This window comes from Serratia sp. CY44782, assembly GCF_052168715.1.
Classification (GTDB): domain Bacteria; phylum Pseudomonadota; class Gammaproteobacteria; order Enterobacterales; family Enterobacteriaceae; genus Serratia; species Serratia nevei.
Genome location: NZ_JBJNME010000006.1, coordinates 1 through 23,102 on the forward strand (window position 1 = coordinate 1; position 23,102 = coordinate 23,102).

The 23,102-nt window shown below is 61.0% G+C and carries 27 protein-coding genes; 14 read left to right on the forward strand and 13 right to left on the reverse strand.

All coding sequences use genetic code 11. The features are described from left to right. On the forward strand, window positions 1-669 hold a 669-nt coding region (locus tag ACJ8HT_RS12275; protein WP_442520131.1), incomplete at its 5' end, for an SDR family NAD(P)-dependent oxidoreductase. On the opposite strand, the gene ACJ8HT_RS12280 is transcribed toward ACJ8HT_RS12275, so the two are convergent. Next, entirely contained in the window at window positions 654-1,550 is an 897-nt protein-coding gene (locus ACJ8HT_RS12280; RefSeq protein WP_102984111.1) for a LysR substrate-binding domain-containing protein, read from the reverse strand. The two genes, ACJ8HT_RS12275 and ACJ8HT_RS12280, sit on opposite strands and share 16 nt — an antisense overlap. Before the next feature lie 116 nt (window positions 1,551-1,666). On the opposite strand from ACJ8HT_RS12280, the gene ACJ8HT_RS12285 reads away from it, so the two are divergent. Next, window positions 1,667-2,446: a HalD/BesD family halogenase gene (locus ACJ8HT_RS12285; RefSeq protein WP_087762121.1), complete on the forward strand. Its 780-nt coding sequence runs from the start codon at window positions 1,667-1,669 to the stop codon at window positions 2,444-2,446. A gap of 38 nt (window positions 2,447-2,484) precedes the next feature. On the opposite strand, the gene ansP is transcribed toward ACJ8HT_RS12285, so the two are convergent. Together ansP and ACJ8HT_RS12295 are read right to left on the reverse strand one after the other, a co-directional pair. Further along, window positions 2,485-3,951: an L-asparagine permease gene (gene ansP / locus ACJ8HT_RS12290; RefSeq protein WP_049201110.1), complete on the reverse strand. Its 1,467-nt coding sequence runs from the start codon at window positions 3,949-3,951 to the stop codon at window positions 2,485-2,487. 437 nt (window positions 3,952-4,388) lie between these two features. Beyond that, a complete protein-coding gene (locus ACJ8HT_RS12295) occupies window positions 4,389-4,826 on the reverse strand; it encodes a PACE efflux transporter (RefSeq protein WP_047728368.1) in 438 nt (145 codons plus the stop codon). Window positions 4,827-4,938: 112 nt separating this feature from the next. On the opposite strand from ACJ8HT_RS12295, the gene ACJ8HT_RS12300 reads away from it, so the two are divergent. Both ACJ8HT_RS12300 and ACJ8HT_RS12305 read left to right on the forward strand, forming a co-directional pair. Beyond that, window positions 4,939-5,832, forward strand: coding sequence for a LysR family transcriptional regulator (locus ACJ8HT_RS12300; protein ID WP_060420965.1), 894 nt, complete (start codon window positions 4,939-4,941; stop codon window positions 5,830-5,832). 69 nt (window positions 5,833-5,901) lie between these two features. Further along, complete coding sequence (locus ACJ8HT_RS12305) at window positions 5,902-6,528, forward strand: LysE family translocator (protein ID WP_197652219.1); 627 nt, start codon at window positions 5,902-5,904, stop codon at window positions 6,526-6,528. Between the two features lie 3 nt (window positions 6,529-6,531). Here the strand turns inward: ACJ8HT_RS12305 and ACJ8HT_RS12310 are convergent, their stop codons facing one another. Both ACJ8HT_RS12310 and ACJ8HT_RS12315 read right to left on the reverse strand, forming a co-directional pair. Next, a complete protein-coding gene (locus ACJ8HT_RS12310) occupies window positions 6,532-7,095 on the reverse strand; it encodes a DedA family protein (RefSeq protein ID WP_060420973.1) in 564 nt (187 codons plus the stop codon). Window positions 7,096-7,145: 50 nt separating this feature from the next. Next, the gene (locus tag ACJ8HT_RS12315; RefSeq protein ID WP_197652218.1) at window positions 7,146-7,823 is read right to left on the reverse strand and encodes a DJ-1/PfpI family protein; all 678 of its coding nucleotides are present in this window, start codon (window positions 7,821-7,823) and stop codon (window positions 7,146-7,148) included. 91 nt (window positions 7,824-7,914) lie between these two features. On the opposite strand from ACJ8HT_RS12315, the gene ACJ8HT_RS12320 reads away from it, so the two are divergent. From ACJ8HT_RS12320 to pbpG, 3 genes are all read left to right on the forward strand, one after another. Beyond that, entirely contained in the window at window positions 7,915-8,859 is a 945-nt protein-coding gene (locus ACJ8HT_RS12320) for a GlxA family transcriptional regulator (protein WP_049201103.1), read from the forward strand. A gap of 45 nt (window positions 8,860-8,904) precedes the next feature. Then, window positions 8,905-10,008 (forward strand): adenosylhomocysteinase, encoded by a 1,104-nt coding sequence (locus tag ACJ8HT_RS12325; protein WP_147839605.1) that lies wholly within the window; start codon window positions 8,905-8,907, stop codon window positions 10,006-10,008. Between the two features lie 151 nt (window positions 10,009-10,159). Beyond that, window positions 10,160-11,089, forward strand: coding sequence for a D-alanyl-D-alanine endopeptidase (pbpG, locus tag ACJ8HT_RS12330; protein WP_110157467.1), 930 nt, complete (start codon window positions 10,160-10,162; stop codon window positions 11,087-11,089). A gap of 34 nt (window positions 11,090-11,123) precedes the next feature. Here the strand turns inward: pbpG and ACJ8HT_RS12335 are convergent, their stop codons facing one another. Then, the gene (locus tag ACJ8HT_RS12335) at window positions 11,124-11,579 is read right to left on the reverse strand and encodes a GNAT family N-acetyltransferase (RefSeq protein ID WP_033637538.1); all 456 of its coding nucleotides are present in this window, start codon (window positions 11,577-11,579) and stop codon (window positions 11,124-11,126) included. A gap of 76 nt (window positions 11,580-11,655) precedes the next feature. On the opposite strand from ACJ8HT_RS12335, the gene ACJ8HT_RS12340 reads away from it, so the two are divergent. The 5 genes from ACJ8HT_RS12340 (at window position 11,656) to ACJ8HT_RS12360 (ending at window position 16,242) form a co-directional block, all read left to right on the forward strand. Beyond that, on the forward strand, window positions 11,656-12,060 hold the full coding sequence (locus ACJ8HT_RS12340) for a VOC family protein (protein ID WP_047728359.1): 405 nt from the start codon (window positions 11,656-11,658) through the stop codon (window positions 12,058-12,060). Between the two features lie 79 nt (window positions 12,061-12,139). Continuing rightward, complete coding sequence (locus ACJ8HT_RS12345; protein ID WP_350429748.1) at window positions 12,140-13,096, forward strand: alpha/beta fold hydrolase; 957 nt, start codon at window positions 12,140-12,142, stop codon at window positions 13,094-13,096. A gap of 388 nt (window positions 13,097-13,484) precedes the next feature. After that, window positions 13,485-14,270, forward strand: coding sequence for a TauD/TfdA family dioxygenase (locus ACJ8HT_RS12350; RefSeq protein ID WP_341534867.1), 786 nt, complete (start codon window positions 13,485-13,487; stop codon window positions 14,268-14,270). Between the two features lie 11 nt (window positions 14,271-14,281). Continuing rightward, window positions 14,282-15,199, forward strand: a complete 918-nt coding sequence (locus ACJ8HT_RS12355; RefSeq protein ID WP_025301959.1) for an AEC family transporter — start codon at window positions 14,282-14,284, stop codon at window positions 15,197-15,199. A gap of 122 nt (window positions 15,200-15,321) precedes the next feature. Next, on the forward strand, window positions 15,322-16,242 hold the full coding sequence (locus ACJ8HT_RS12360) for a DUF808 domain-containing protein (RefSeq protein WP_197652216.1): 921 nt from the start codon (window positions 15,322-15,324) through the stop codon (window positions 16,240-16,242). 42 nt (window positions 16,243-16,284) lie between these two features. Here ACJ8HT_RS12360 and ACJ8HT_RS12365 read toward each other — a convergent pair whose 3' ends face one another. The 6 genes from ACJ8HT_RS12365 to ACJ8HT_RS12390 form a co-directional block, all read right to left on the reverse strand. Then, entirely contained in the window at window positions 16,285-16,368 is an 84-nt protein-coding gene (locus ACJ8HT_RS12365; RefSeq protein ID WP_020825765.1) for a membrane protein, read from the reverse strand. A 103-nt stretch (window positions 16,369-16,471) separates the two neighbouring features. Then, window positions 16,472-17,011 carry a GNAT family N-acetyltransferase gene (locus ACJ8HT_RS12370; RefSeq protein ID WP_197652215.1) on the reverse strand — a complete coding sequence of 180 codons (540 nt, stop codon included), beginning with the start codon at window positions 17,009-17,011 and terminating at the stop codon, window positions 16,472-16,474. 158 nt (window positions 17,012-17,169) lie between these two features. Next, window positions 17,170-17,982: a MetQ/NlpA family lipoprotein gene (locus ACJ8HT_RS12375; RefSeq protein WP_038879912.1), complete on the reverse strand. Its 813-nt coding sequence runs from the start codon at window positions 17,980-17,982 to the stop codon at window positions 17,170-17,172. A gap of 130 nt (window positions 17,983-18,112) precedes the next feature. Further along, window positions 18,113-18,964 carry a DUF1460 domain-containing protein gene (locus ACJ8HT_RS12380; protein WP_197652214.1) on the reverse strand — a complete coding sequence of 284 codons (852 nt, stop codon included), beginning with the start codon at window positions 18,962-18,964 and terminating at the stop codon, window positions 18,113-18,115. A gap of 104 nt (window positions 18,965-19,068) precedes the next feature. Beyond that, complete coding sequence (locus ACJ8HT_RS12385) at window positions 19,069-19,611, reverse strand: GNAT family N-acetyltransferase (RefSeq protein ID WP_197652213.1); 543 nt, start codon at window positions 19,609-19,611, stop codon at window positions 19,069-19,071. Beyond that, complete coding sequence (locus tag ACJ8HT_RS12390; protein WP_197652212.1) at window positions 19,611-20,078, reverse strand: N-acetyltransferase; 468 nt, start codon at window positions 20,076-20,078, stop codon at window positions 19,611-19,613. The genes ACJ8HT_RS12385 and ACJ8HT_RS12390 overlap by 1 nt, the downstream gene beginning before the upstream one ends. Before the next feature lie 205 nt (window positions 20,079-20,283). Here ACJ8HT_RS12390 and ACJ8HT_RS12395 point away from each other — a divergent pair, with 205 nt between their 5' ends. After that, on the forward strand, window positions 20,284-20,874 hold the full coding sequence (locus ACJ8HT_RS12395; RefSeq protein WP_004939641.1) for a Yip1 family protein: 591 nt from the start codon (window positions 20,284-20,286) through the stop codon (window positions 20,872-20,874). A 57-nt stretch (window positions 20,875-20,931) separates the two neighbouring features. On the opposite strand, the gene ACJ8HT_RS12400 is transcribed toward ACJ8HT_RS12395, so the two are convergent. Beyond that, window positions 20,932-21,783 (reverse strand): DMT family transporter, encoded by an 852-nt coding sequence (locus ACJ8HT_RS12400; RefSeq protein WP_197652211.1) that lies wholly within the window; start codon window positions 21,781-21,783, stop codon window positions 20,932-20,934. A 600-nt stretch (window positions 21,784-22,383) separates the two neighbouring features. Here ACJ8HT_RS12400 and ACJ8HT_RS12405 point away from each other — a divergent pair. Next, window positions 22,384-23,100 (forward strand): ABC transporter ATP-binding protein, encoded by a 717-nt coding sequence (locus tag ACJ8HT_RS12405; RefSeq protein ID WP_060421015.1) that lies wholly within the window; start codon window positions 22,384-22,386, stop codon window positions 23,098-23,100. Window positions 23,101-23,102 lie beyond the last annotated feature (2 nt).

The window sequence follows — 23,102 nt, forward strand, 5'->3', positions numbered from 1 at the left end:
CGTGGCGCCACGGTGGTGATGACCGGCCGCCACGCCGCGCCTCTCGCCGCAGCCGCCGCGCGGCTCGATCCTGACGGTCGACGGGTGATGACGTTGCGGATGGACGTGCGCGATGCGCCGTCGGTGCAGCAGGGCATTGAAGAGACGGTGCGGCGCTGCGGCGCGCTGCATCTGCTGGTCAACAACGCCGGGATCACCGGCCCGCACGAGGTGGACATCGATCGATACGCGGTCGAAGACTGGCATGAAGTGATCGCCACCTGCCTGAGCGGCACGTTTTTCGGCATGAAGTACGGCCTGCCGGCGATCGTCGCCGGCGGCGGCGGAGCGGTAGTGAACCTCTCTTCTGCCAACGGCGTGGTGGGCATTGCCGGGATTGCGCCTTATACCGCCGCCAAGCATGGCGTGTTGGGCCTGACGCGTTCGGCGGCGCTGGAGTTCGCCACGCGCGGCGTGCGCATCAACGCCGTCGGGCCGGGCTATGTGGATACGCCGGCGATGGGGGCGCTGCCGGCGTCAGCGCGGGCGCAGATGGCCGCTTCGCACCCGCTGGGGAGAATGGCGACGCGAGAAGAGGTGGCGAAAACGGTGGCTTTCCTGCTCTCGGACGACAGCAGTTTCACCACCGGCGCGTTTTACAGCATCGACGGCGGTTATACCGCGCGCTGAGCCAGCGCCTGCAGCCAACTGAGAAACGCCGCTGCGCCAGGCTTTTCCAGCGTGCGCGGTGGGTAAACCACGTAGTAGGGTTTGCTGAGCGGTAGCGCCGGTTCGGCCAGGGTGACCAGCTGGCCTTCCGCCAGTTCACGGGCGATCAGCCGCCGCTGGCCGAGCAGCACCCCACGCCCTTGCACGGCGGCGTCGATAGCCAGCGAAGTCAGGTTATAGGTCAGCCCGCGCCGCGCCGGCGGCATTCGATCGGCGGCGGTGAACCACTCGTGCCAGCCCGGCAGAAACTGGCTCTCTTTGCCCCAGTCGACGTGGATCAGCGGTAGCTGCGTCCAGTCGCCGCGATCGCGCAGCGCCGGGCTGCACACCGGCTGCACCCGATCCTGAAACAGCCGCACCTTTTCCAGCAGCGGATAGTCCTGATCGCCGAAGCACAGGGCGAAGTCCGCCGCCGAATGGGCGAAATCGACCGCCGCATGGGTCGCGTGCAGCCGCAGATCGCCGTCGGGGCACTGCGCCAGCCAGTCGCCCAGCGCCGGGTTCAGCCACTTGGAGGCCAACGCCGGCAGGGCGAATACCGTCAGCGCCTGTTTGCCGCGCTGGCGCTCGACGTGCTGCTGCGCCACGCGCAGCGTTTCGAACGCCTCCTGCACGTAGGCCAGGTAGTCCGCGCCCTGTTCGGTCAGCGTGACGCCGCTTTTGGCGCGGATGAACAGCGTGATCCCCAGGTGTTGCTCCAGCTGGCGGATCTGCTGGCTGACGGCGGCGGCGGTCAGCGCCAGCGTATCCGCCGCGCGGGCCAGGCTGCCGGTGCGGGCGGCGGTTTCGAACGCCAGAATGGCGCTCAGCTTAGGCAAGCGCGCGCGGGACGGTGAGTGCATGGGCAGGACTATCGCTAAGAATTGGTTAGCTTATCCATAACGTATTTTTGTTATGGCGGCAATGCGCCATTCGCTACAGTGAGAGGCATCCGGCTATCGCACACGAGGGGAATGTCATGCCGCAACTTGCCGATATTATCGATCTGCCCGCCCATCCCATCGACGACGCCGAGTTCCGCGCCCGTTGCCGGCAAACGCTGGAGCGCAGCGGTGCGTTAGTACTGCCGGGATTTCTGCGCGCCGCCGCGCTGGCGACGGTGCGGCTGGAAGGCGCCGAACAGCACCACGCGGCGTTTTATGCCACCAGCAAACACAACGTGTATCTGCGGCCGCACGACGACGCGCTGCCGGCCGATCATGCGCGTAACCGGCTGGTGGTGTCGTCCAAAGGCTGCATTACCGACGAAGATATTCCGCCGCAGTCGCCGCTGCGTGCGCTGTACGACGCTCCGGCGTTTCGCGCGTTTCTCTGCGCGGTGCTGGATGAGGCGCAGCTGTATCCCTACGCCGATCGGCTGTCGTCGATCAACCTGCATTACGCCCACACCGGCCAGGAGCTGGGCTGGCACTTCGACAACTCGTCGTTCGCCATCACGCTGCTGATCCAGAAACCGGCGGCGGGCGGGCGCTTCGAGTACGTGGAGAACCTGCGCGACGCCGATCGCGGCGAGATGAACTATGCCGGGGTCACGCAGGTGCTGGACGGGGAGCGGGCGGCCAAACGGTTGGCGATGGAGGAGGGGGATTTGGTGCTGTTTCGCGGGCGCAACGCCATGCACCGGGTGACGCCGACCGAAGGTGACATCACGCGCATGCTGGTGGTGCTGGCCTACAATGCGCAGCCAGACGTGATGCTGTCGGAAAGCGCCAGAATGACGTTCTACGGCCGGTTATAGCGGATAAAAAAAACCGCCCCGGAGGGCGGTTTGTCGAATCAGTGCGGGTTTTGTTCTTCGTGAGCCTGCTGTTCCAGCTTCACTTCCTGCGCGCGCTTGCGCAGGCCGAACCAGCCCAGCGTCAGCAGCACCGCCAGCACCGGGATGGTGGCGATGGTCCAGGTGCCGTTCGGGTAGTCGAACGCCATCATCACCACCACGATCAGCAGGAACGCCAGCGTCAGCCAGGAGGTGAACGGCGCACCCGGCATTCTGAACGAGACCGGCTGTGCGCGGCCTTCGCGCACGGCTTTGCGCAGGCGCATCTGGCAAACGATGATAAATGCCCAGGAGGCGATGATGCCCAGCGAAGCGATGTTCAACACGATCTCGAACACCTGCGACGGCACCAGATAGTTGAGCACCACGCCGATCACGTAGATGCCGCAGGTGACCAGGATGCCGGCGTAAGGCACCTGCTGGCTGCTCATTTTGGCCATCAGCTTCGGCGCGGAGCCGCCCATCGCCAGCGAGCGCAGGATGCGGCCGGTAGAGTAGAGGCCGGAGTTGAGGCTGGACAGCGCGGCGGTCAACACCACGATGTTCATGATGGTGCCGATATAAGGCACACCCAGCTTGCTGAAGAAGGTGACGAACGGGCTTTGGCCGGCCTGATAGGCGTTCCACGGCAGCAGCAGCACCAACAGCACCACGGAGCCGACGTAGAACAGACCGATACGCCAGATCACGCTGTTGATCGCTTTGGGCATCATTTTGGCCGGATCTTTACACTCGCCGGCGGCGGTGCCGATAAGCTCAATGCCGGCGAAGGCGAAGATCACCCCTTGCACCAGCACCAGTGCCGGCAGCAGGCCGTGCGGGAACATGCCGCCGTTTTCGGTAATCAGGTGCATGCCGGTGGTGTGGCCGGCGACCGGGGTGCCGGTGCCGAGGAACACTACGCCGACAATCAGGAACAGCGCGATGGCGGCGACCTTGATCAGCGCGAACCAGAATTCCATTTCGGCGAACCATTTCACGCCGATCATGTTCATGGTTGCGACGATGCCGAGCGCGCCGAGGGCGAACAGCCATTGCGGCACGTCGGCGAAGGTGCCCCAGTAGTGCATGTACAGCGCTACCGCGGTGATGTCGACGATGCCGGTCATCGCCCAGTTGAGGAAATACATCCAGCCGGCGACGTAAGAGGCTTTCTCACCGAGAAATTCGCGGGCGTAAGAAACGAAGCTGCCGCTGGAAGGGCGATGCAGCACCAGTTCGCCCAGCGCGCGCAGGATGAAGAAAGAGAAGATCCCGCACACCAGATAGACCAGCGCCAGCGCCGGCCCGGCCAGTTCGAGACGGCCGCCGGTACCGAGGAACAAGCCGGTGCCGATCGAACCGCCGATGGCGATCATTTGGATCTGCCGGTTACCCATGCTTTTGTGATAACCGGATTCATGGGAGTCTAGCCAGCGTCGTCTGGCGGCGTGTTTATCGTCCGCCGACTTTTTTTGTGAGTGCATTATCCGTCCTGTTTACCTGTCTATGATGAACTCCGCCCTGAGCTGCAGGGCAAACGATTGCCATCAGCAATCGTAATGAGAATGAGGTCGTAGCATCATTCCGCTGTTTATTGTGTATACAGCTGCCGTTAAATAACGGCGTGGCATGCTACCGTTTCCCGATAAATGTGGCAAAAAAACCTGTGCGCAAAGCGTGAGCAATTGTGTGTATTTTTTAAACTGAAAACAAAAGCGCATATTATTCAGTAAGATGAGTCTCATTATCAACACGGAAATATCGAACGATAAAAGTGATTGAAATCACAGAATAATAATTACCGTGCAAACTAAATGGATTTGAAGGTTATTTCGCGCGGGGGCAAAGGCGGGAGGAAAATAAAGCGGTGGCGCCTGCGCGGCGATGGGCGTGCGCAGGCGAATCGGACGACGGGGGGTTTTTAGGCGGATTCACCGGCCGGCAGAGCCGAAGCCGGCAGGCCGAACAGCTTGTCGAACGCCCAGTTAAACAGGAAGGTGTAGCAAGGAATGATGACGATCAGCGCCATGTCCAGCAGCAGCGCCTGCCACAGCGTGATGCCCATCCACCAGGCGATCAGCGGGATCAGATACACCACTAGCGTCAGCTGAAAGCCCACTGCGTGCAAAATGCGGCGCTTGAGGGTGCGGGTGCGCGACGCCTGGCGGCTTTCCCACCACTCGAACAGGTAGTTGTAAATGAAGTTCCAGCTGACTGCGAGGGTGGTGATCACCACCGCCAGCGGCCCGGTGCTGCTCGGCGCGTGGCCCGACAGCAGCGCCAGCCCCAGCGCCGAGATCGTCATGCCGATAAGTTCATAAGCGGTGACATACACCAGTTTGCGTTTGACGCCTTGCATTGTTTTCTCCCGATCTGTTTTTAGTTGCCTCTGTGGCGACGGCGGCTAAGATAGCGTCAATCACATTGATAGAAAAAGTCAGGAGCTGTCAGTTTTACTGACAGGTTAAGCGATGAACTTTTCCAGCGACAATATCGAACTGTTTCTGGCGGTGCTCGATCGCGGTTCGTTTTCCGCCGCCGCCCGCGCGCTGCGGCGCGTACCGTCCGCCGTCAGCATGGGCATCGCCAACATGGAGGCGGAGCTCGGTTTCGCACTGTTCGATCGCTCGCACCGCGAACCGACGCCGACCGCGCTGGCGTTGGCCCTGGCGCCGCACGCCCGCCTGATCGCCGGGCAGCTCAAGCAGCTGCAGGTGCACGCCATCGAACTTTCCCAGGGGCTGGAAAGCACGCTTTCGATCGGCGTGGCGTCGGACATCAACGGCGCCGGCCTGCTGGCGGCGGTGAAAACGCTGTCGCAGCGTTATCCTCTGCTGAACATCGAAGTGCTCAGCGCGCCGCAGGACGACGTGCTGCATATGCTGCATCAGGGGCGCATTGGCGTCTGCCTGGCGTTCGGCGGGCTGAACATCAACAGCGCGGAGCAGTTCCACTCCGTCGGCGCGGAGTCGCTGGTGGCGATGGTATCGCCGCAGCATCCGGCGCTGGAGGGCGCGGCGGGCGAGCTGTTTCTCGAGGATCTGATCAACGTGCGGCAGATCATGGTGGCCAGCCGCGATCTGCCGATCGGCGATCTGCGCCCGCAGGTGGCGGAGGCCTACTGGCGCACCGACAGCCTGCCGATGGCGCTGAACATGGTGGAAGCGGGCCTGGGGTGGGGCAATTTCCCGCTGTCGCTGGCCGAGCCGCTGCTGGCGCAGGGGCGGCTGGTGCGGCTGAAATTCAAAAATACCAAGAACGAGCTGCGCTTGCCGATGCATCTGATCTGGCTGAAGAGCCGTCCGCTGGACAAGGCGGCGCGCGAGCTGGTCGAGCTGATGCGCGCGGCGCCGCAGGGATCTTGACGCACCGTTATTGCTTTTGTTTTCAGCTCTGCGCTAGTTTGAATAAAAAATGACAACGGGAGAGTGGGCATGTTGAGCGAGACGGCGCTGTCAATAATAAGCATTACCGGCGCGATTGCGCTGGGGGCGATGAGCCCGGGGCAGAGCTTTATTCTGGTGGCGCGTACGGCGGTGGCTTCCTCACGTGGCGACGGCATGGCGGTCGCGCTGGGAATGGGCGTCGGATGCTTTGTCTTTGCACTGTTGGCCCTGCTTGGGCTGCAGTCGCTGTTGCTGGCGCTGCCGTGGCTTTACGGGACGTTGAGGCTGTTGGGCGGCGCCTATCTTATCTATCTGGCGTTCAACATGTTGCGCGGCGCCAACCGGCCGCTGAACGTGGATGGAGTGGGCGGGCAGCCGCTGGGATGGCGTAAAGCCTTCACCACCGGTCTGCTGACCCAGTTGGGCAACCCGAATACGGCCATCGTCTTTGCCAGCGTGTTCGCCGCGTTGCTCAGCCACGCGATTGCGCCGTGGATGTATGTGGCGCTGCCCTTAATCGCGCTGGCGGTCGATGTGGCGTGGTACGCCTTTGTCGCCTTCGTGCTCTCTTCGCCGCGTCCGCGCCGGATTTATCTGCGCTTCAAGGCCTGGTTCGATCGCCTGAGCGGCGGCGTGCTGGCGCTGTTGGGTATCAAACTGATGCTTAGCCGCTGAGCTTCACTCCGCGTGGCGTTTGCGCCACCAGAAGCGCACCAGCAGGATGGCGGCAATCGCCAGCGCGACAAACAGCAGGCTGGAGAGTTTTTTATTGAAGCCGGTAAAGAAGCTTTCGATCGCCTGGCCGCCAAAATAGCCGAGCATGACGAAGATCGTCGCCCAAAGAATGGCGCCGAGGATGTTGAGCGGCACGAAGCGCGACGGCGGCAGGCGGCTGGCGCCGATCAGCACCGGGCCGATGATGCGGAAACCGTACATAAAGCGCACCCCGATAACGAACAGCATCGGGTGGCGGGCGATCAGCCTTCTGGCGCGCGCGATGCGTTTTTCCTGCCCCTTGAGCCGCGAGATGACCCGGCCTTCGAACCGGCGGCCGGTGAAGTACAGCAGCTGATCCCCCAACGTGCCGCCGAGCGCGACCACGGCTATCACCCACGGCCAGTGCAGCAGCCCTTCGTGGGCGGCGATGCCGCCCAGCAGCGTGATGGTTTCTCCCTCAGCCAGGCAGCCGATAAACAACGCCCAGTAGCCGTAGTCCGTAATGTAGTGGGCCAAATCGGTCATTCCTTACTCCTTATGTGACTGACGCATAAGGGCAAGTATACGCCCGATCGCTAGCCTTGGGCGATCTGGGCCACCAACGCTCTGCGCTGCGCCAGGCTTTCCGCCATTTGTGCCTGTACCTTGGCGTAAATGTGCGGCGGGGCCAGTTCCGGCGTGCCGCCCGTGAACGGCGGGGCCGGGGCATATTCCAGATAGAGTTGGATCGTCTGGGCAGTGTCTTCGCCGTGCAGTTCGGCGATCAGCGTCAGCGCAAAGTCGATGCCGGCGGTGACGCCGCCGCCGCTGATCACGTTGCCGTCGCGCTCTACGCGTGCTGCGCTGGGTATGGCGCCGAACAGCGCCAGGCTGTCGCGCATCGACCAGTGGCAGGCGGCGCGTTTGCCCGACAGCAAGCCGGCGGCGGCCAGGATCAGCGAACCGGTGCACACCGAGGTCAGGTAGCGGGCATCGGCGCCCAGCCGCCGGATTTGCTGCATGAACGCTTTATCCTGCAGTGCCTGGGTGCAGCCGCTGCCGCCCGGCACGCACAGCACGTCGCAGCGCGCGATCTCCGGCAGCGGGCGCAGCTGGGTGAAGTGCAAGCCTTCCGATTCGACATCCGCGCCGTCTACCGAAGCGACGATGATTTCCACGCCCGGCATGTGGCGCAGAAACTGCAGTGGGCCGGTGAAGTCGAGCTGGGTGACGCCTTGATAGATGGGAAATACAATCACGAGTGGTTCAGACATGACATTCGCCTCATTTTTATCGTTGGACCTGGGCCATAATAGCCGCCCTGTTTTTGGCTGATATGACAGATAACCCTCAAAAAGCGCCATCATGAAAACGATCGGTTTTGTGGTTTTTCCCGGTTTCAACCTGCTGGACTTTGCCGGCCCGCTGGCGGCGTTCGATAACGTCAGCCAGTTTACCGATCCGCCGGCCTACCGCTGCGTGGCGATCTCGCCGCAGGGCGGGATGGTCGCCAGCTCGGCCGGGGTGGAGATCGCCACGCAGCCATGCGGCGACGAGCGTTTCGATACGCTGGTGGTGGCCGGCGGCAGCGGCAACGTGATGGCGGCGCAGTCGCCGGCGCTGGTGGCGTTTCTGACGACCCACAGCCGGCGAGCGCGGCGCATCGCCAGCGTGTGCACCGGCGCGTTTATTCTGGCGGCCTGCGGTTTGCTGGACGGCAAGCGCGCCACCACCCACTGGTATCATGCGGCGCGGCTGCAGCAGAGTTATCCGCGCATCCGCGTCGACAGCAACCGTATCTTCATTCGCGACGGCGATATCTGGACCTCGGCCGGCATCAGCGCCGGCATCGATCTGGCGCTGGCGTTGATAGAAGACGACCTTGGCGCCACGATGGCGGCGGGCGTAGCGCGGCAGTTGGTGGTCTATCACCGGCGCCCCGGCGGGCAGTCGCAGTACTCGCTGCTGCTGGCGTTGAACCCGTCGTCGGATCGCATGCGCGCCGCGCTGTCGTTCGCGCGCGAGCACTTGCACCTGCCGCTGTCGGTGGCTGATCTGGCTGACGCCGCCTGCCTGAGCGAGCGCCAGTTCGGTCGGCTGTTCCGCGCCGAAACCGGGCAGACGCCGGCCAAGGTGATCGAACAGCTGCGGGTGGAGGCGGCCAGGGTACGCATCGAAGAGAGCGCCGAGCCGCTGGAGGCGATCGCCCGTTCGGTGGGATTCAGCGATCCGGAGCGCATGAGGCGGGCGTTTATCCGGGTATTTGGCCTGTCGCCGCAGGCGATCCGCCGGCTCGGCCGCGCGGGATAACTTTTTTGCCACGCCTGGCGGCGGGGCACACCAGAGGAGCAACGGATGTATCAGGACTTTGAGAGCGAATTGAACTGGGCGATGCGCCATATGCCGCGCACCCGGGCGGCGGTGGCGGCGTTGCCGGACCTGCACGGGGTACGACTGGCGTGCAATATGCACCTGGATCTGAAAATGGCGCCGCTGGTGGCCGGCCTGCTGGACAAGGGCGCAGCGATCTTCCTGACCACCTGCAATCCCACCACGGTGCAGAACGACGTGGTGGCCTGGCTGGAACGGCGGGGCGCGCAGGCCTATGCCTGGCGCGACATGAGCGCCGGCGAGTGGTCGGAATCTTTCGACCGCGCGCTGGCCTGGCAGCCGACTCACCTGTGCGAAATGGGGGCGGATTTGACCACCCGCTTGCACCAATCGCCGAACGGCCCGCAGATCGTCGCCGGGCTGGAAGCCACCGGATCGGGCATCAACCGTTTGAACGGCGTGGCGCCGCGCTACCCGATCTTCAACTGGGACGATCTGCCGGTGAAAGAGGGGCTGCACAATCGGCATATGGTTGGGCTGACCGCTTGGCACACCTTCTTCCAGACCACCCATTTGACGCTGCACGAAAAGCGCGTGCTGGTGATCGGCTATGGCCTGGTCGGGCAGGGGACGGCGGCGGCGGCCAGGGCTTACGGCGGCCAGGTGATGGTGGCGGAAATCGATCCGGCGCGCGCGCTGCAGGCGCGTTATGACGGCTGGCAGGTAGTGGATTTGGCGAGCGCGGTCGCGCAGGCGGACGTGATCGCCACCGCGACCGGCGCGAAAAACGTGCTCTCGGCGCAGCATCTGCAACAGGCGCAGGACGGCGTGTTTATCCTTAACGTCGGCCACGTGGCGGAAGAGATCGACGTCGGCTTCCTCAAGGGCCTGCCGCACCACGAGCCGATGCCTTATGTGAACGCTTACCAACTCAATGAGAAGACGGTCTATTTGCTGGCTAACGGTTCGATGTTCAACCTGACCGCCGGCTACGGCGACAGCCTCAACGCCTTCGACGTGACGCTGGCGGTGATGGCGGCCGGCATCGGCCATATCGTCGGCGCGGGGGCGCGGCAAACGCCGGGGCTGTACCTGCTGCCGCAGTCGGCCTGGCAGCCGGCGCTGTAACTTTTTCTACGCGGGCGTTCATCCCAGAGCGCCCGCGGGCTGCGTCGTTTTTCGGCCGACAGAATTTGTCACAAATCCGCCCTATAATCCCAGTGCCAAGCGCTGAACCCTCACATATAATTCGCTGAGTTTAAGCCCCCATTTCAGAGTAATGCCTGTGAAAATACGTGTTTTGGTTCTGACCCTGCTCGCTTTGCAGGTGGGTGCAGGCTTTGCGCCGCGCGCGCTGGCCAGCGACAACGCCGCCGCCCTGCACGCCACCCAGCCGGAGCTGGCCTCCGGCAGCGCGATGGTCGTCGATATGCAAACCCATAAGGTGATGTACGCGCGCAACCCGGATGAAGTGGTGCCGATCGCCTCGATCACCAAGCTGATGACCGCCATGGTCACGCTGGACGCGCATCTGCCGCTCGACGAGATGCTGGCGGTGGATATCCACCAGACGCCGGAGATGAAAGGAGTTTATTCGCGGGTGCGGCTGAACAGCGAAATCAGCCGTAAGGACATGCTGCTGCTGGCGCTGATGTCGTCGGAAAACCGCGCCGCCGCCAGCCTGGCGCACCACTATCCGGGGGGCTACAACGCCTTCATCAAAGCGATGAACGCCAAGGCCAAGGCGCTGGGCATGACCAATACCCATTATGTGGAACCGACCGGGCTCTCTATTCATAACGTGTCAACAGCGCGCGATCTGACCAAGCTGCTGATCGCCACCAAGCAATACCCGTTGATTGGCCAGCTCAGCACCACCACCGAGCGCATGGCCAGCTTCAAAGATCCGAACTACACGCTGCCGTTCCGCAACACCAACCATCTGGTGTATAACCCGAAATGGAACATCCAGCTGACCAAAACCGGCTTCACCAACCAGGCGGGCCACTGCCTGGCGATGCGTACGGTAATCGGTAACCGCTCGGTGTCGCTGGTGGTGCTGGACGCCTTCGGCAAATATACCCACTTCGCCGACGCCAACCGGCTGCGCAGCTGGATTGAAACCGGCAAGGTGACGCCGATCCCGGCCGCCGCCCGCGACTATCGTCGGCAAAAAGACGCCAGCCTGGCGAAAAACGCCACCGAATGACCCGCCTGGCGGCCTGCTCGTTTGCAGCAGGCCGCTATCGGCCCTCGGGCCGCCTGATGACAAATCCCCGCTCACGATCGCCGTCGAAACCCGCTTTGAGATAAAGCTGGTGCGCGCCGGTGCGTTGCTGCCCCGACAGCAGCATCACCTTGTAACAGCCCTTGCGCCAGGCCAGCTGCAGCGCGTATTCGATCATCGCGAGCGCCACGCCGTGGCCGCGATAGGGCTCTGCCGTCACCACGTGCTCGATGACGCCGAACGGCTGCGCCTGGTGCGCCAGCCCCGGGATCAGTGCCAGCATACAGGTGGCGATCGGCTGTTCCTCGTCTGCCGCCACCACCAGACGGATCGCCGGATCGTCCAGCAGGCGTTGCAGGGTGCGGCGTGCGTCGTCGGTACGCAGCGGCGCATCCTGTGGGCGCAGCTCGCGATACAGAGCCAACAGGCCGTTGAGATCGTCCGGCTGCGCCAGGCGATGAATGATGCTCATGGTTGCTCCTTTCCGCCGCTTCAACGGTAATCCGCTATCCTCCATTAATACCACAACGATTGCCGGAGAGGATGTTATGAGTCAGGTTTCGACCTTTGTCATGTTCCAGGGGGAGGCGCAGCAGGCGATCGACCTCTACAGCCAGGTGTTTGCGCGTTTTCGGCTCATGCAGGTGCAGCATTACGACCCGACGCCGGACGGCCGGCGATTGATCAAGCATGCCGCCATCGATTTCGACCGGCAGAACCTGGTGTTTATCGACAGCCCGATCAGCCATGATTTCAGCTTCACCCCGGCGGTGTCGCTGTTCATCAACCTGCCTAACGAAGAGGCGCTGGAGCAGGCGTTCCACCGCCTGGCGGAGGGCGGCAAGGTGCTGATGCCGCTCGACGACTACGGCTTCAGCGCCCGCTTCGGCTGGCTCAACGATCGCTTTGGGCTCTCCTGGCAGCTCAATGTGCCGGCGGGGGATCTGCCCTGAGACTAAGGGGGAGCGTGCAAAAGGCATGGTAGTTCCTGCTGTTGTTTCATATGCTTATCGCCGGGGCAGGAACTCTGCCGTGGGGAATACCGACAACATCATGGAAAGGTGCGAATTGATTGATTTTGACCGCTATGTTGAGCAAGCGAAGTCTTACGGCGAGTGGCCGGGGGCACAGGTGGGCACGTCGTCCGGCCGCGTTGAGGGATTGAGCTACCGCCTGTATCGGCAAACTGCCGAGAGCGAAGACGTGATCGTGGTTTATCACGGCGGCGGGGTTAACAGCGCCGCCGGGTATGACATTCTTGCGCGCCAGCTGGCCGCCGAGCCAACGCTCGCGGTGTGCCTGGTCGATATTCGCGGGCATGGCGATTCCACGGGAGAGCGGGGGACGGTTGAGCGGCCTGAGCGTATTTGGCGCGATGTCGATGTCATCCTGGCGGAAATGCGCCTTCGTTTTCCGTTAGCGCGCAGGCACCTGCTTGGCCATTCCAGCGGCGCCGGGATGTTGCTCAACTACCTGACCCGCTATCCTTGTGAACAGCAGGCGGACAGCCTGACCCTGCTGGCGCCCGAGCTGGGGCCATTTTCCGGGATGGCCCGCGATTTGCCGGCGGCGGCCCGTTTTGCCCAGGTGCGCCAATGGCCCTTTGTGGCCAATGCGCTCAGCGGTGGACGGTGGTTTGGGCAATCTCGGGCGGTCAGCCTGAATTTTCCCCCGGCCGTGCTGGCCGCCGCCCCCGATTTTGTCTGCCACTACAGCGTTAATATGGCTAACGCGTTGACGCCACGCACCCCGGCAAAGCAACTGGCGGCGCTGCGATTACCGACCTTGCTGCTGGCGGCGGTGCAGGATGAGTTGTTCAGCGCGCAATCCTTGCAGCGTTTCGTCGAACAGCACGGCAGCGTGCATGTTGCCTTTGGCTTGCTTGAGGGCAGTACGCATTTATCGTGCGTCTTTGAGGCCCACGGTCATGTTCTGCGCTACCTCTCGCGCGTATTCGCTGTCGCGTATGATGGAGACGTATCCGCGTAGCTGTTTGTTTCTTAATCACTTCTTCTCCGCCATTAACTGGACGGAGGAGTGGTGATTAAGATCACGAAATTAGTTAATAAATCTTTATGAATTTGATTGCAAAGTGTTAACATCCTGCCGCTTTCATTAGGCTTGCTAATGATATTCTTATTGTCAAGGAATGCTCAGGATGGATTACCAAAACGTCTTTCAATTGACGGATCAGGAACGAAACGAGTTATTTTCGGCATTAGATAAAATTGCTTACGATCCCGCCGGCGGTGATGCGTATATTCACGCTATACGAACGGCGATGATTACCCATTTGCCCCACAGATTAAGCGCCGCATTAAGCCAGCAAAAGGCGTCAATCAAACCGCGGCCTTATCTTATTTTAAAAAATGTGCCGGTGGATAAAGAAGTTTTCTTTTCCCCTTGTCCAAATCAATACACGCCTTCGGCCAAATCCGGGAATATCAGCGAAAACCTGTTGGTGGGTATTTCTTCATTAATCGGCGAGCCCTACTCGATGTATTTCGAGGGGAAGGAGCTGATTAATAATCTGATCCCCAAACGCGAAGCCAAAAAAGAGTATACCGGTCTGGGGTTCGATGTTGAACTGGACTTCCATATTGAAAATGCGGCGCTGAAACACCTGGAACAGTTCAACGTCTCGCCGATGGGCCTGCTGCTGACCGGTGTGCGCCGCGATCCGCACAGCCCGATGACGCGCATCTCCGATTCGCGTTTGGCGATCGCTCAGCTGAGCCGCGAGGACGTCGAAACGCTGGCCAGCCCGCTGTACAGCATCAAACTGCCTTACCGCTGGCGCCAATCCACGCAGGCCGGGCGGGAAGAAACCGCGCTGGTGCCGCTGATTTCGCAAAATCACGTATTGCCGGATGTGAGCGCCGTCTTCTATCCCGGCATGATTGCGGCCAGCACGCCACGAGCGGAAGCCGCGCTGGAGCGTTTCTACGGGCTGGTGAAAGAAAACGCCATCGGCATCGATATTTGCCCGGGCGATTTGGTGTATATCGATAACCGCTTTGCGCTGCATTCGCGCGATAAATTCACGCCTTCTTTCGATGAAAGAGATACGCCGTTGCGCTGGGTGCAACGCGTCTTCATTTCGGCAAGCTTGTGGAATCACCGCAACCTCAATCAGGTTGAAGAGCGCATTTTCTCGATTTAAGGTTATTATTCATGCTGAACGTTTTTCTTTCTATATTGCCGATTTTTTTGTTAATCGTGCTGGGCTATTTGTCAAAACTCTATGTTAAAGACGTCGCCGTATTTTGGGGCTTCTCAGACAAATTCGTTTATTACCTGTTTTTTCCGGCGCTGTTGATATTGGATATCAGCGAGGCGGATTTTAGCGGCGCGGACAGCTTTTATCCCGTTGTGGCGACCATTGTTTCCACGCTGGCCATCGCGTTGATTATTTTCGTTGGCAAACTGTTCTTCAATACGTCGGCCGATCTGTTTACCTCCATTTTTCAGGGCGGAGTCAGATACAACTCTTATGTATTCATCGCGCTGTCGCAATCGCTGTTCGGTAGCGAAGGGGTGGCGCTGTCCGGTTTCTTCGTGGCGTACATGATCATTCTGACCAACATCATGAGCGTGTTGGTGATGAACCACTACGGCACCGGCAGCAAGAAAAGCCTGAGCGGCGCGCTGCTGGCGCTGACGAAAAACCCGCTGATCATCGGCGCGTTGTTCGGGGTGCTGATGAACCTGTGCAACCTGCACATCACCGGCGCGCTTAAACAGCTGTTCGTTTATCTCTCCAACGCCGCCACGCCGCTGAGCCTGATGTCGGTCGGCGCAGGGTTGATCGTCAGCATGCATATCCGCAAGCTGGTTTCCATCTCTTATGCGACCGTGCTGAAGCTGGTGGCCATGCCGCTGATTACCATTGCGCTGGTGCACTATTTCGGTGCCACCGGCGTGCCGGCCAGCATCGCCATTCTCTATTCCGCCGTGCCTTGCGCCGGCAACGCCTATATTCTGGCGCGGCAAATGGGGGGCGATCATGAAGCGATGGCCTCTATTATCACCTGGACGACGCTGCTGTCGGTTATCACCGTGACGTTCATCCTGGGCAGCGTAGCGCTCTAACGCCGGCGCCGGGCGGCATTCGCCCGCCCGGCGTTTTCCGCAATCCTCTCATATCCTTTCATGACACTTTACCGCTATGCTAAAAATAGAATGGCCCGTGAATATGAAAAGGATGAATCATTTTGGCAGGAAGTAGCTTACTTACCCTCATCGACGACATCGCCTCGTTGTTGGACGACGTCTCGTTAATGAGCAAAATGGCGGCAAAAAAAACCGCCGGGGTGCTGGGGGACGATCTGGCGCTCAATGCGCAGCAGGTCACCGGCGTTAAAGCCGATCGCGAACTGCCGGTGGTGTGGAGCGTCGCCAAAGGTTCGTTGATCAACAAGGCGATCCTGGTGCCGCTGGCGCTGCTGATCAGCGCTTTTGCACCCTGGGCGATTACGCCGCTGCTGATGGTGGGCGGCGCCTACCTGTGCTACGAAGGGTTCGAAAAGGTGTTTCACAGCCTGAGCCACGGCAAGGCGGCGCAGGAGGAAAAATCGGACGGGCCCGGCGCCAATGAGGACGCTGCGGCCTATGAGAAGCGCAAGGTGAAAGGCGCAATACGCACCGATTTCGTGCTCTCCGCCGAGATTATCGCCATCACGCTGGGCACCGTTGCCGGCGCCACCTTCAGCCAGCAGGTGATCGTTTTGTGTGGCATCGCCGTCGTGATGACGCTCGGCGTGTATGGCATCGTCGCCGGCATCGTCAGGCTGGACGATCTGGGGCTGTATCTGAGCCGCAAAAGCAGCGCGTTAGCGCGCTCCCTCGGCGGCAGCATCGTGCGTGCCGCGCCTTATTTGATGAAAACGCTGTCGATCGTCGGTACGGTCGCCATGTTTATGGTCGGCGGCGGCATCCTGACCCACGGTCTGCCGCCGGTGCATCATCTGTTCGAAGACTGGGCCTCGTACACCACCGTGGTGCCGACGTTTGGCCATCTTTTGCAAGGTGTGGTTCCGGCACTGCTGAACGTGGCGTTCGGGCTGGTGGCCGGCGGCGTGGTGCTGGCGATGATGTCGGCGCTGGGCGCGGTACGCGCGCGTTTCAAGGCATGATGAAAAGTCTCGCCCCGAGAGGGGCGGGACGGTGCAGACGCTTTAAAAAATCAGTTTGAAAACGCCGGTAATCGTCAATAAACCCACGATGAAAATGATGGCGACAATCCACAGAATAATTTTCATTCACTTCTCCCTTATCGGTTAAATGGCGTGCGCGATTGGCGCTAACTCAATGAAATCACTCTTCACTATAGACGCTAACTCTCTATCGTGCGTCGCCATGCATTCAGGGATGCTGATTGTCGCCCGCGCCCAGCGCACGCTGCATGATGTGGGTATCGCGCCATTCTCCCAGTTTGAACCCCACGGCCTTTAACGTCCCGACGCTGGTAAAGCCGAGCGACTGGTGCAGCGCCAGCGAGCCGCGGTTGGCGGCGGAATCGCCGACGATCGCCAGCATCTGGCGCCAGGGGCCTTGCTCGCAGCGGGCGATCAGCGCGCTCAGCAGCGCCTTGCCGACGCCTTTGCCCTGTTGCCCCTCGGCGATATACACCGAGTCCTCCACGGTAAAACGATAGGCCGGCCGGGGGCGATACGGCGTGGCATAGCAGTAGCCCACAATATGGCCTTCGCTCTTCGCCACCAGCCAGGGCAACCCGGCTTCTTGCACCTTGCTCAGCCGCAGCTGCATTTCCGCCAGGGTCGGCGGCTGTTCTTCAAACGAGGCGGCACCGTACAGCACGTGGTGGGTGTAAATGCGCAGCACGGCGGCCATATCGTCCGGCGTGGCATCGAGGAGGCTGAGTACGGGAGCGGAGAGCGTCATGGTAATGCCTGTTTACCTTGGAAATCAGCGGATAAACGCCATTATGCGCGCCGCTCACCGCCGGGGTAAATCGGGTTTTCTTATGGTGAGATAAGAAAAGGCGATGGTGAGCGGGAAGGAGCTCTTTGGGGAGAGCCCCTGTGGCGCTGTGCCCGGAATTACCAGCCTTTCACCGCGCCGCCGTTGAAGATTTTTTCGGCGGCCTTGGCCACTTCGTCAGACTCATAGGCCTTGATGAAGTTCTGCACGTTCGGCGCGTCCTTGTTGTCTTCGCGGGTGACGATGATGTTGGTGTACGGCGAGTCCTTATCTTCGATGAAGATGCCGTCTTTGGTCGGCGTCAGACCGGTCTGGTTGATGTAGGTGGTGCTGATGACGGCGACGGTGACCTTTGGATCGTCCAGCACGTGCGGCAGCTGCGCGCCTTCCAGCTCCATAATTTGGTAATGGTGCGGGTTGGCGCTGATGTCCAGGGCGGTGGGCAACAACCCCTTGCCTTGTTTCAGCGTAATCAACCCGGTTTTTTCCAGCAGCAGCAGGGCGCGCCCCAGGTTGGTCGGATCGAGCGGGATGGCGATCACCGCGCCGTCCGGCAGCTCTTTGAGCGATTTTATCTTTTTGGAGTAGCCGGCCATCGGGAAGACAAAGGTATTGCCGACCGCCACCAGCTTATAGCCGTGATCTTTGTTTTGCTGTTCGAGGAACGGGCGGTGCTGGAACACGTTGGCATCCAGTTCGCCCTTGTCGGTAGCGTCGTTCGGCAGCAGTGAACCGCTAAAGCCGACCAGCTCGACGTCCAGCCCGTATTTCTCTTTCGCCACTTGCCTGGCGACTTCCGCCACGTCCTGTTCCGCGCCGTTGATGACGCCGACCTTGATATGGTTCTGATCGGTTTTTTGATCGCAGCCCTGAAGCGCCAATACGGCGGCGAAGGCCGCCGCCAGAGGGGTGATACGCCAGCGTAAGGTCATCGAAGTCTCCCTGAAAAGAACAATAAAATCAGTTGTTTTTTGTCCTTACAGCTAAGCCTGAACCGCCGATGAAGTCAAACGCTCGTTCAGCATAAACGGCTATAGCTTATAGCCGTTATGCGGCGGGGGGTTATCGGCTGAGCGAACGCAGCACCACGATGCCCGGCGTAGCCATCACGTAATCCATAAAGGGCGAATCGACCACCCGCATGTTGGCCTTGCGCGAAGAGGCGTTGCGCAGCACCGGGCCGCTGTCGGTCATCACGAAGATGCCGGTGTGGGTCACGTCCAGCCCGTCCAGGTTGGTGTAAATACCGATGTAATCGCCGGTGCGCAGCTGGGCCAGCACCTTGTCGTCGACGTTGTCGCTGGGGATATAGGTCACGCTGCGTTGTACGTTGGGCAAACCGGGCAGGTAGCTGCTGCCGTCCGCCTTGCGGTTGAGGGTTTTCACGAGGGTGACGGCGTGCGGGCTGAGCTGCGCGGTGATGTCTTCGGCCACCTGGTGCGGCCGCTGTGCCCAGTCGGTGAAGAAGTGTTTGCGCTGCGGGAAGGCGATTTTGCCGTCGACGTAGCGAATGTCTACCAGACGCTGTACGAACTCGCCCTCGCTGCGGGCGGTGCTGAGCGCTTCCACATAATCGATGTAGGTGAAGCAATCCAGCCCGCGGAAGTCGATCACCAATTGCTCGGGCGTACTCTGCGAGCCGATCAGGCGGTTGGCGAGATAGGGCCTGCCGAGAAACTCGCGCGAAATCAAATCGACGGTGCGGCCATGCGGCTGTGCGGCTGGCCAACCGGCGCGCAGCGCGAGGATCTCACGCAGCTTGCTGCGGGTGCTGGCGTCCATCTCCGGCTGCACGCCCGGCGGCGAAACGGTGACGTCGGTCGGCGGCGTTGCGGGGGAGACGGCGGCGGGGCGATCGGCGCATCCGCTCATGGCGATAGCTAACATCAGTAAAACAACCTTGTTCTGGTTCATACGGCCCTCCCTGGGTGTCGCTGAATTATCAGAGTAAGTGATAACAGTTCTCATCCGATGGTAGGGGTTAAAAAGTAAACATAGCCTCAATGGCGGCCGATAAATCAGTAACCGATTTCGCTATTGAACGGCAAATACCAGAACAGCGCGATTTCGTGATCGGCGATCTCCGGCTCGGCGCGGTACAGCAAACGGTCGATGCCGCCGAGAATAAACCCGTAATGCTGGTAGCAGCGACAGGCGGCCAGATTGTTGTTCTGCGTTTCGAGCATCATACCCGAGGTTTCCTGCTGCCGCGCCCACTGTTTGGCGCAGTCCAGCAGCGCCCCGGCGATGCCCTGACGGCGCGCGTGAGCGCTGACCGCGATCTCGTCGATCAGGGTGTAACCGTTCCAGTTTTTGCTCAGCGTGATGTGGCCAACGGCTTCGTCCTGGCGATACGCCAGGAAGGTAACGCTGTCTTGGTTGGCGAACGGCGCCAGGGGATACTGTTTACGAAACGGCGCCACCGGCCGGGTTGGCCAGCTGTCGACCGGGCTGTCGAACTGCGGCAGGGCGTAACTGCGGATGGTAAAGCCGAAATCGCCGCGCGTCAGGTAATCATCGGGCAGCGCCTCAATGGCCGCGATGCGGATGGCCAGGGTCATTATGGCAGCTCCCGCAGCAGGCGCGCCGGGTTGCCGGCATAAATTCCCTTGCGGGTGATATCGCGGGTCACGACCGCCCCGGCGCCGATCACCGCGTCGCTGCAGATCTCCACCGCCAGGATCGTGGCGCCGGAGCCGATGGATACCCGATCGCCGACGCGCGTGCGCCCCCAGCTGGCCGGATCGGCATTGGGCGCGCCGTCTTTGAACAGATCGTTGGCGAAGGTGACGCCGTGGCCGACAAAGCACGCTTCGCCGAGGGTGACGTATTCGCAGATAAAGCTGTGCGACTGAATTTTACTGCGCGCGCCGATGCTGACGTGGCGCTGGATTTCCACGAACGGGCCGACGAAGACATCGTCGCCGAGCCGGCAGCCGTACAGATTGCAGGGCTCGACAACGGTGACGTTGCGCCCGACGTCGACGTCGACGATCCCCGCCTGGCGGGTGGTGATAACGGATGACATGACCTTCCTCGCAGCCTGGTTTTTATGGTGGGAGTATAAGACAAAGCGTTGCGGCGTTGCGCTTTCCGCACGTTTTTTCGCCGAAAGACTATAATTAGTACAGGGGAGAGAGCCCCGTGGCCGCAATCCTCGCACGGGTAGCTGTCCGTCGGAGGTGTGAAATTCGTTCGCCGATCGCGGCCTACGGCGAGATAGGAGGTGTCTCATGGTCAGTCATGTTTGGGGACTTCTGGCGCATCCCAGCGCCGAGTTCGAACAGATCAAAAGCGAGAATGAAAGCGTCTCGCACCTATACACCCATCACGTGTTGCTCTTGGCAGCAATCCCGGTGGTCTGCGCCTTTATCGGCACCACCCAGTTGGGCTGGCTCTCCGGCGAGGGACATGCCATCAGGCTCGACATGTTTACCGCGCTTTATACCGCCGTGGCGTTTTACCTGCTGATGCTGGCGGGCGTAGCGGCCATGGGGAAAGTCATTCACTGGATGGCGCGGCGCTATGAATCGCGCCCCAGCCTGCACCGCTGCATGGTGTTCGCCGGCTACGTGGCGACCCCGATGTTCCTCAGCGGGATTGTGGCGCTCTATCCGGTCGTCTGGCTGTGTCTGTTTGTCGGCATTATCGGCCTGTGCTATTCGGGCTATCTGCTGAATCTGGGGATCCCGCACTTCCTGAATATCGACAGTAAGGAAGGGTTCATCTTCTCCAGCTCGACCTTCGCTATCGGTATCCTGTTGCTCGAGTTGTTGCTTGGGGTGACGGTGCTGCTGTGGGGGTACGGTTCCTGGTTGTTCTGAGTTAACGGCTGTTGTTATCGCCCCCGCACCGGTGGAACGGCGCGGGGGCTTTTGCTTTTATACGCGGCGGAAAACCAGCATCACGCCGAGCACGATGCCCGCCATGCCCAGCAGGCTCAGCGCCGCCAGCGCGTGGCCGAGCAGCAGGTAGTCCAGCAGGGCGGTCACCGCCGGGATCAGATAGAACAGGCTGGTGACCTGCACCAGGTTGCCGCGCTGGATCAAGCGATACAGCAAGAAGGTCGCCAGCACCGAGATCACCACCGCCATCCACAGCAGCGGCAGCACGAACGCCGGCCGCCATTCGACCCGAAGCGGCTCAAACGGCAGCGCCAGCGTACACATCAGCAACCCGACGGCATACTGCAGCGGCAAGACCGCCAGCGGCGGCTGCGTCATGCCTTTTTGCAGCAGGGTGCTGGCGGTCATGCAGCCCAGCGCGATAAAGGCGAACAGCATGCCGCTTAGCGAGAAGTGGGCCACCATCAGGCTTTGGTACACCACCAGCGTCAGCCCGACCATTGCCAGCGCCAGGCCGAGCGCCCGCAGCCCGGTGCAGCGCCGTTCGGTGATGAACTGGGTGAGGATCGGCTGTACGCCGAGCAACGTCGCCAGCACGCCGGGCGTAATACCCAGTTCCAGCGCCAGCAGATAGCAGATTTGATAGCTGCCGATCATCAGCACGCCAATCAGCGCGACGCGCCGGCGGGTGCCGGGAGCGGGCAGGCACTGGCGCTGCCACAGGCCGATGGCCAACAGCACCGCCAGCGCGATGGCGCAGCGGAAGAACAGGAAAGCGAAGGCGGAGGCGTGCTCCAACCCCCAACGGGAGAAGATCGCGCCGCTGCTCCAAAGCAGGACGAACAGCGTAGCCAGGCCGGCATTGGCCCAGAGAGAAGGTAATCGCATGTCAATTTCACCTGTCGTGAAAATTACAGGCTCCGGCGCGCGCGGCGGTCTACGCCTGAACGCAACAGATCAATAAGCCGGAGGTAAAAAGTCGGTTTGGCTTAGCGCACAACCACAATGCGTGGCGGGTAAGCGGCAACCGCTGAAACGACAGAGGAAACGGCGGGTGGAGCGGAGGAAGCACACAGCAAAACGACGGCCGGAACGGTCGCGTCTGTCGGATCTGTGCTGTGCGCCAGGTAGGTCATGTGAGTTCCTGAAAATCGGCAATGAAACTAATCGCTTCAAACATAACCAAGTTCGCCGGGATGCGCAATCGGAAATCATCATGATTTAATTGATAATGAAAATCATTATCATTAATAAGAGGCTGTGCTATGTTGCTTTGGCCGCGCAGTGTTGACGCTGGGGGCGCGGCTTGCTCCCTGCCTCGGTTCACGCAGCGTGTGCGGCAAAAGACGTTGCGATTCGCTTTTGCAGAAGGCGGGCAATCGTGATAAAAATATTGATATGTTATAATATAACAATTAATGCATGATGAATCCAGTTCACGACATCCTCCACGTTGATGGAGTTAGCCTGACCGGCCACGGCGGGGCATTGATACTCGACAACATCCATTTCGCGCTGCGCGCCGGTGAGAAGCTGGCGGTGATCGGCCCTAACGGCAGCGGCAAGTCCAGCCTGTTGCGTGCCCTGATCGGCGAAACGCGGCCGGACAGCGGCGGCATTCACTGGCGAGGGCGGGCCTTGTCCGAGTGGCCGGCGGCGGAACGCGCCAAAAGCATCGCCTTTCTGGCACAAAACGATTCGCCGGATTTGCGGCTGTCGGTTGAGGACTACGTGGCGTTGGGCCGTTTACCGCATGGCGAACGCTCTGCGGCGGGAAAACGCATCGTTGACGAAGCCATCGGGGAAACCGGGCTGGCGCCGCTCAGGCACCATCCGCTGGGACGGCTCTCGGGCGGCCAGCGCCAGCGCGCCGCGCTGGCCCGGGCGTTGGCGCAGTCTCCCGATCTGTTGTTGCTGGATGAACCGACCAATCACCTCGATCCGCCCGGGCGCTCGGCGCTGCTGTCGTTAGTGAAAAATAAAGAGATTGCCGTGATTGCGGTGCTGCACGATTTGCCCGTGGCAGAGGCATTTGCCGATCGGATCCTGGTGCTGAACGAAAGCCGCCAGGTAGCCTGTGGTACGCCCGAGGCGGTGTTGCAAACTCCGGTGATTTTGCCGGTATTCGGCATGAACAGTTTCAAGGTGGCGCATCCCGTCAGCGGGAAAACGCTGCGCATTTTTGACGTTCCCCATTGTGCTTGATC

Coding starts and splice junctions, on each gene's coding strand:
- ACJ8HT_RS12280 (WP_102984111.1), bottom strand. CDS start 1,550: ATGCACTCACCGTCCCGCGCGCGCTTGCCTAAGCTGAGCGCCATTCTG.
- ACJ8HT_RS12285 (WP_087762121.1), top strand. CDS start 1,667: ATGCCGCAACTTGCCGATATTATCGATCTGCCCGCCCATCCCATCGAC.
- ansP (WP_049201110.1), bottom strand. CDS start 3,951: ATGCACTCACAAAAAAAGTCGGCGGACGATAAACACGCCGCCAGACGA.
- ACJ8HT_RS12295 (WP_047728368.1), bottom strand. CDS start 4,826: ATGCAAGGCGTCAAACGCAAACTGGTGTATGTCACCGCTTATGAACTT.
- ACJ8HT_RS12300 (WP_060420965.1), top strand. CDS start 4,939: ATGAACTTTTCCAGCGACAATATCGAACTGTTTCTGGCGGTGCTCGAT.
- ACJ8HT_RS12305 (WP_197652219.1), top strand. CDS start 5,902: ATGTTGAGCGAGACGGCGCTGTCAATAATAAGCATTACCGGCGCGATT.
- ACJ8HT_RS12310 (WP_060420973.1), bottom strand. CDS start 7,095: ATGACCGATTTGGCCCACTACATTACGGACTACGGCTACTGGGCGTTG.
- ACJ8HT_RS12315 (WP_197652218.1), bottom strand. CDS start 7,823: ATGTCTGAACCACTCGTGATTGTATTTCCCATCTATCAAGGCGTCACC.
- ACJ8HT_RS12320 (WP_049201103.1), top strand. CDS start 7,915: ATGAAAACGATCGGTTTTGTGGTTTTTCCCGGTTTCAACCTGCTGGAC.
- ACJ8HT_RS12325 (WP_147839605.1), top strand. CDS start 8,905: ATGTATCAGGACTTTGAGAGCGAATTGAACTGGGCGATGCGCCATATG.
- pbpG (WP_110157467.1), top strand. CDS start 10,160: ATGCCTGTGAAAATACGTGTTTTGGTTCTGACCCTGCTCGCTTTGCAG.
- ACJ8HT_RS12335 (WP_033637538.1), bottom strand. CDS start 11,579: ATGAGCATCATTCATCGCCTGGCGCAGCCGGACGATCTCAACGGCCTG.
- ACJ8HT_RS12340 (WP_047728359.1), top strand. CDS start 11,656: ATGAGTCAGGTTTCGACCTTTGTCATGTTCCAGGGGGAGGCGCAGCAG.
- ACJ8HT_RS12355 (WP_025301959.1), top strand. CDS start 14,282: ATGCTGAACGTTTTTCTTTCTATATTGCCGATTTTTTTGTTAATCGTG.
- ACJ8HT_RS12365 (WP_020825765.1), bottom strand. CDS start 16,368: ATGAAAATTATTCTGTGGATTGTCGCCATCATTTTCATCGTGGGTTTA.
- ACJ8HT_RS12370 (WP_197652215.1), bottom strand. CDS start 17,011: ATGACGCTCTCCGCTCCCGTACTCAGCCTCCTCGATGCCACGCCGGAC.
- ACJ8HT_RS12375 (WP_038879912.1), bottom strand. CDS start 17,982: ATGACCTTACGCTGGCGTATCACCCCTCTGGCGGCGGCCTTCGCCGCC.
- ACJ8HT_RS12380 (WP_197652214.1), bottom strand. CDS start 18,964: ATGAACCAGAACAAGGTTGTTTTACTGATGTTAGCTATCGCCATGAGC.
- ACJ8HT_RS12385 (WP_197652213.1), bottom strand. CDS start 19,611: ATGACCCTGGCCATCCGCATCGCGGCCATTGAGGCGCTGCCCGATGAT.
- ACJ8HT_RS12390 (WP_197652212.1), bottom strand. CDS start 20,078: ATGTCATCCGTTATCACCACCCGCCAGGCGGGGATCGTCGACGTCGAC.
- ACJ8HT_RS12395 (WP_004939641.1), top strand. CDS start 20,284: ATGGTCAGTCATGTTTGGGGACTTCTGGCGCATCCCAGCGCCGAGTTC.
- ACJ8HT_RS12400 (WP_197652211.1), bottom strand. CDS start 21,783: ATGCGATTACCTTCTCTCTGGGCCAATGCCGGCCTGGCTACGCTGTTC.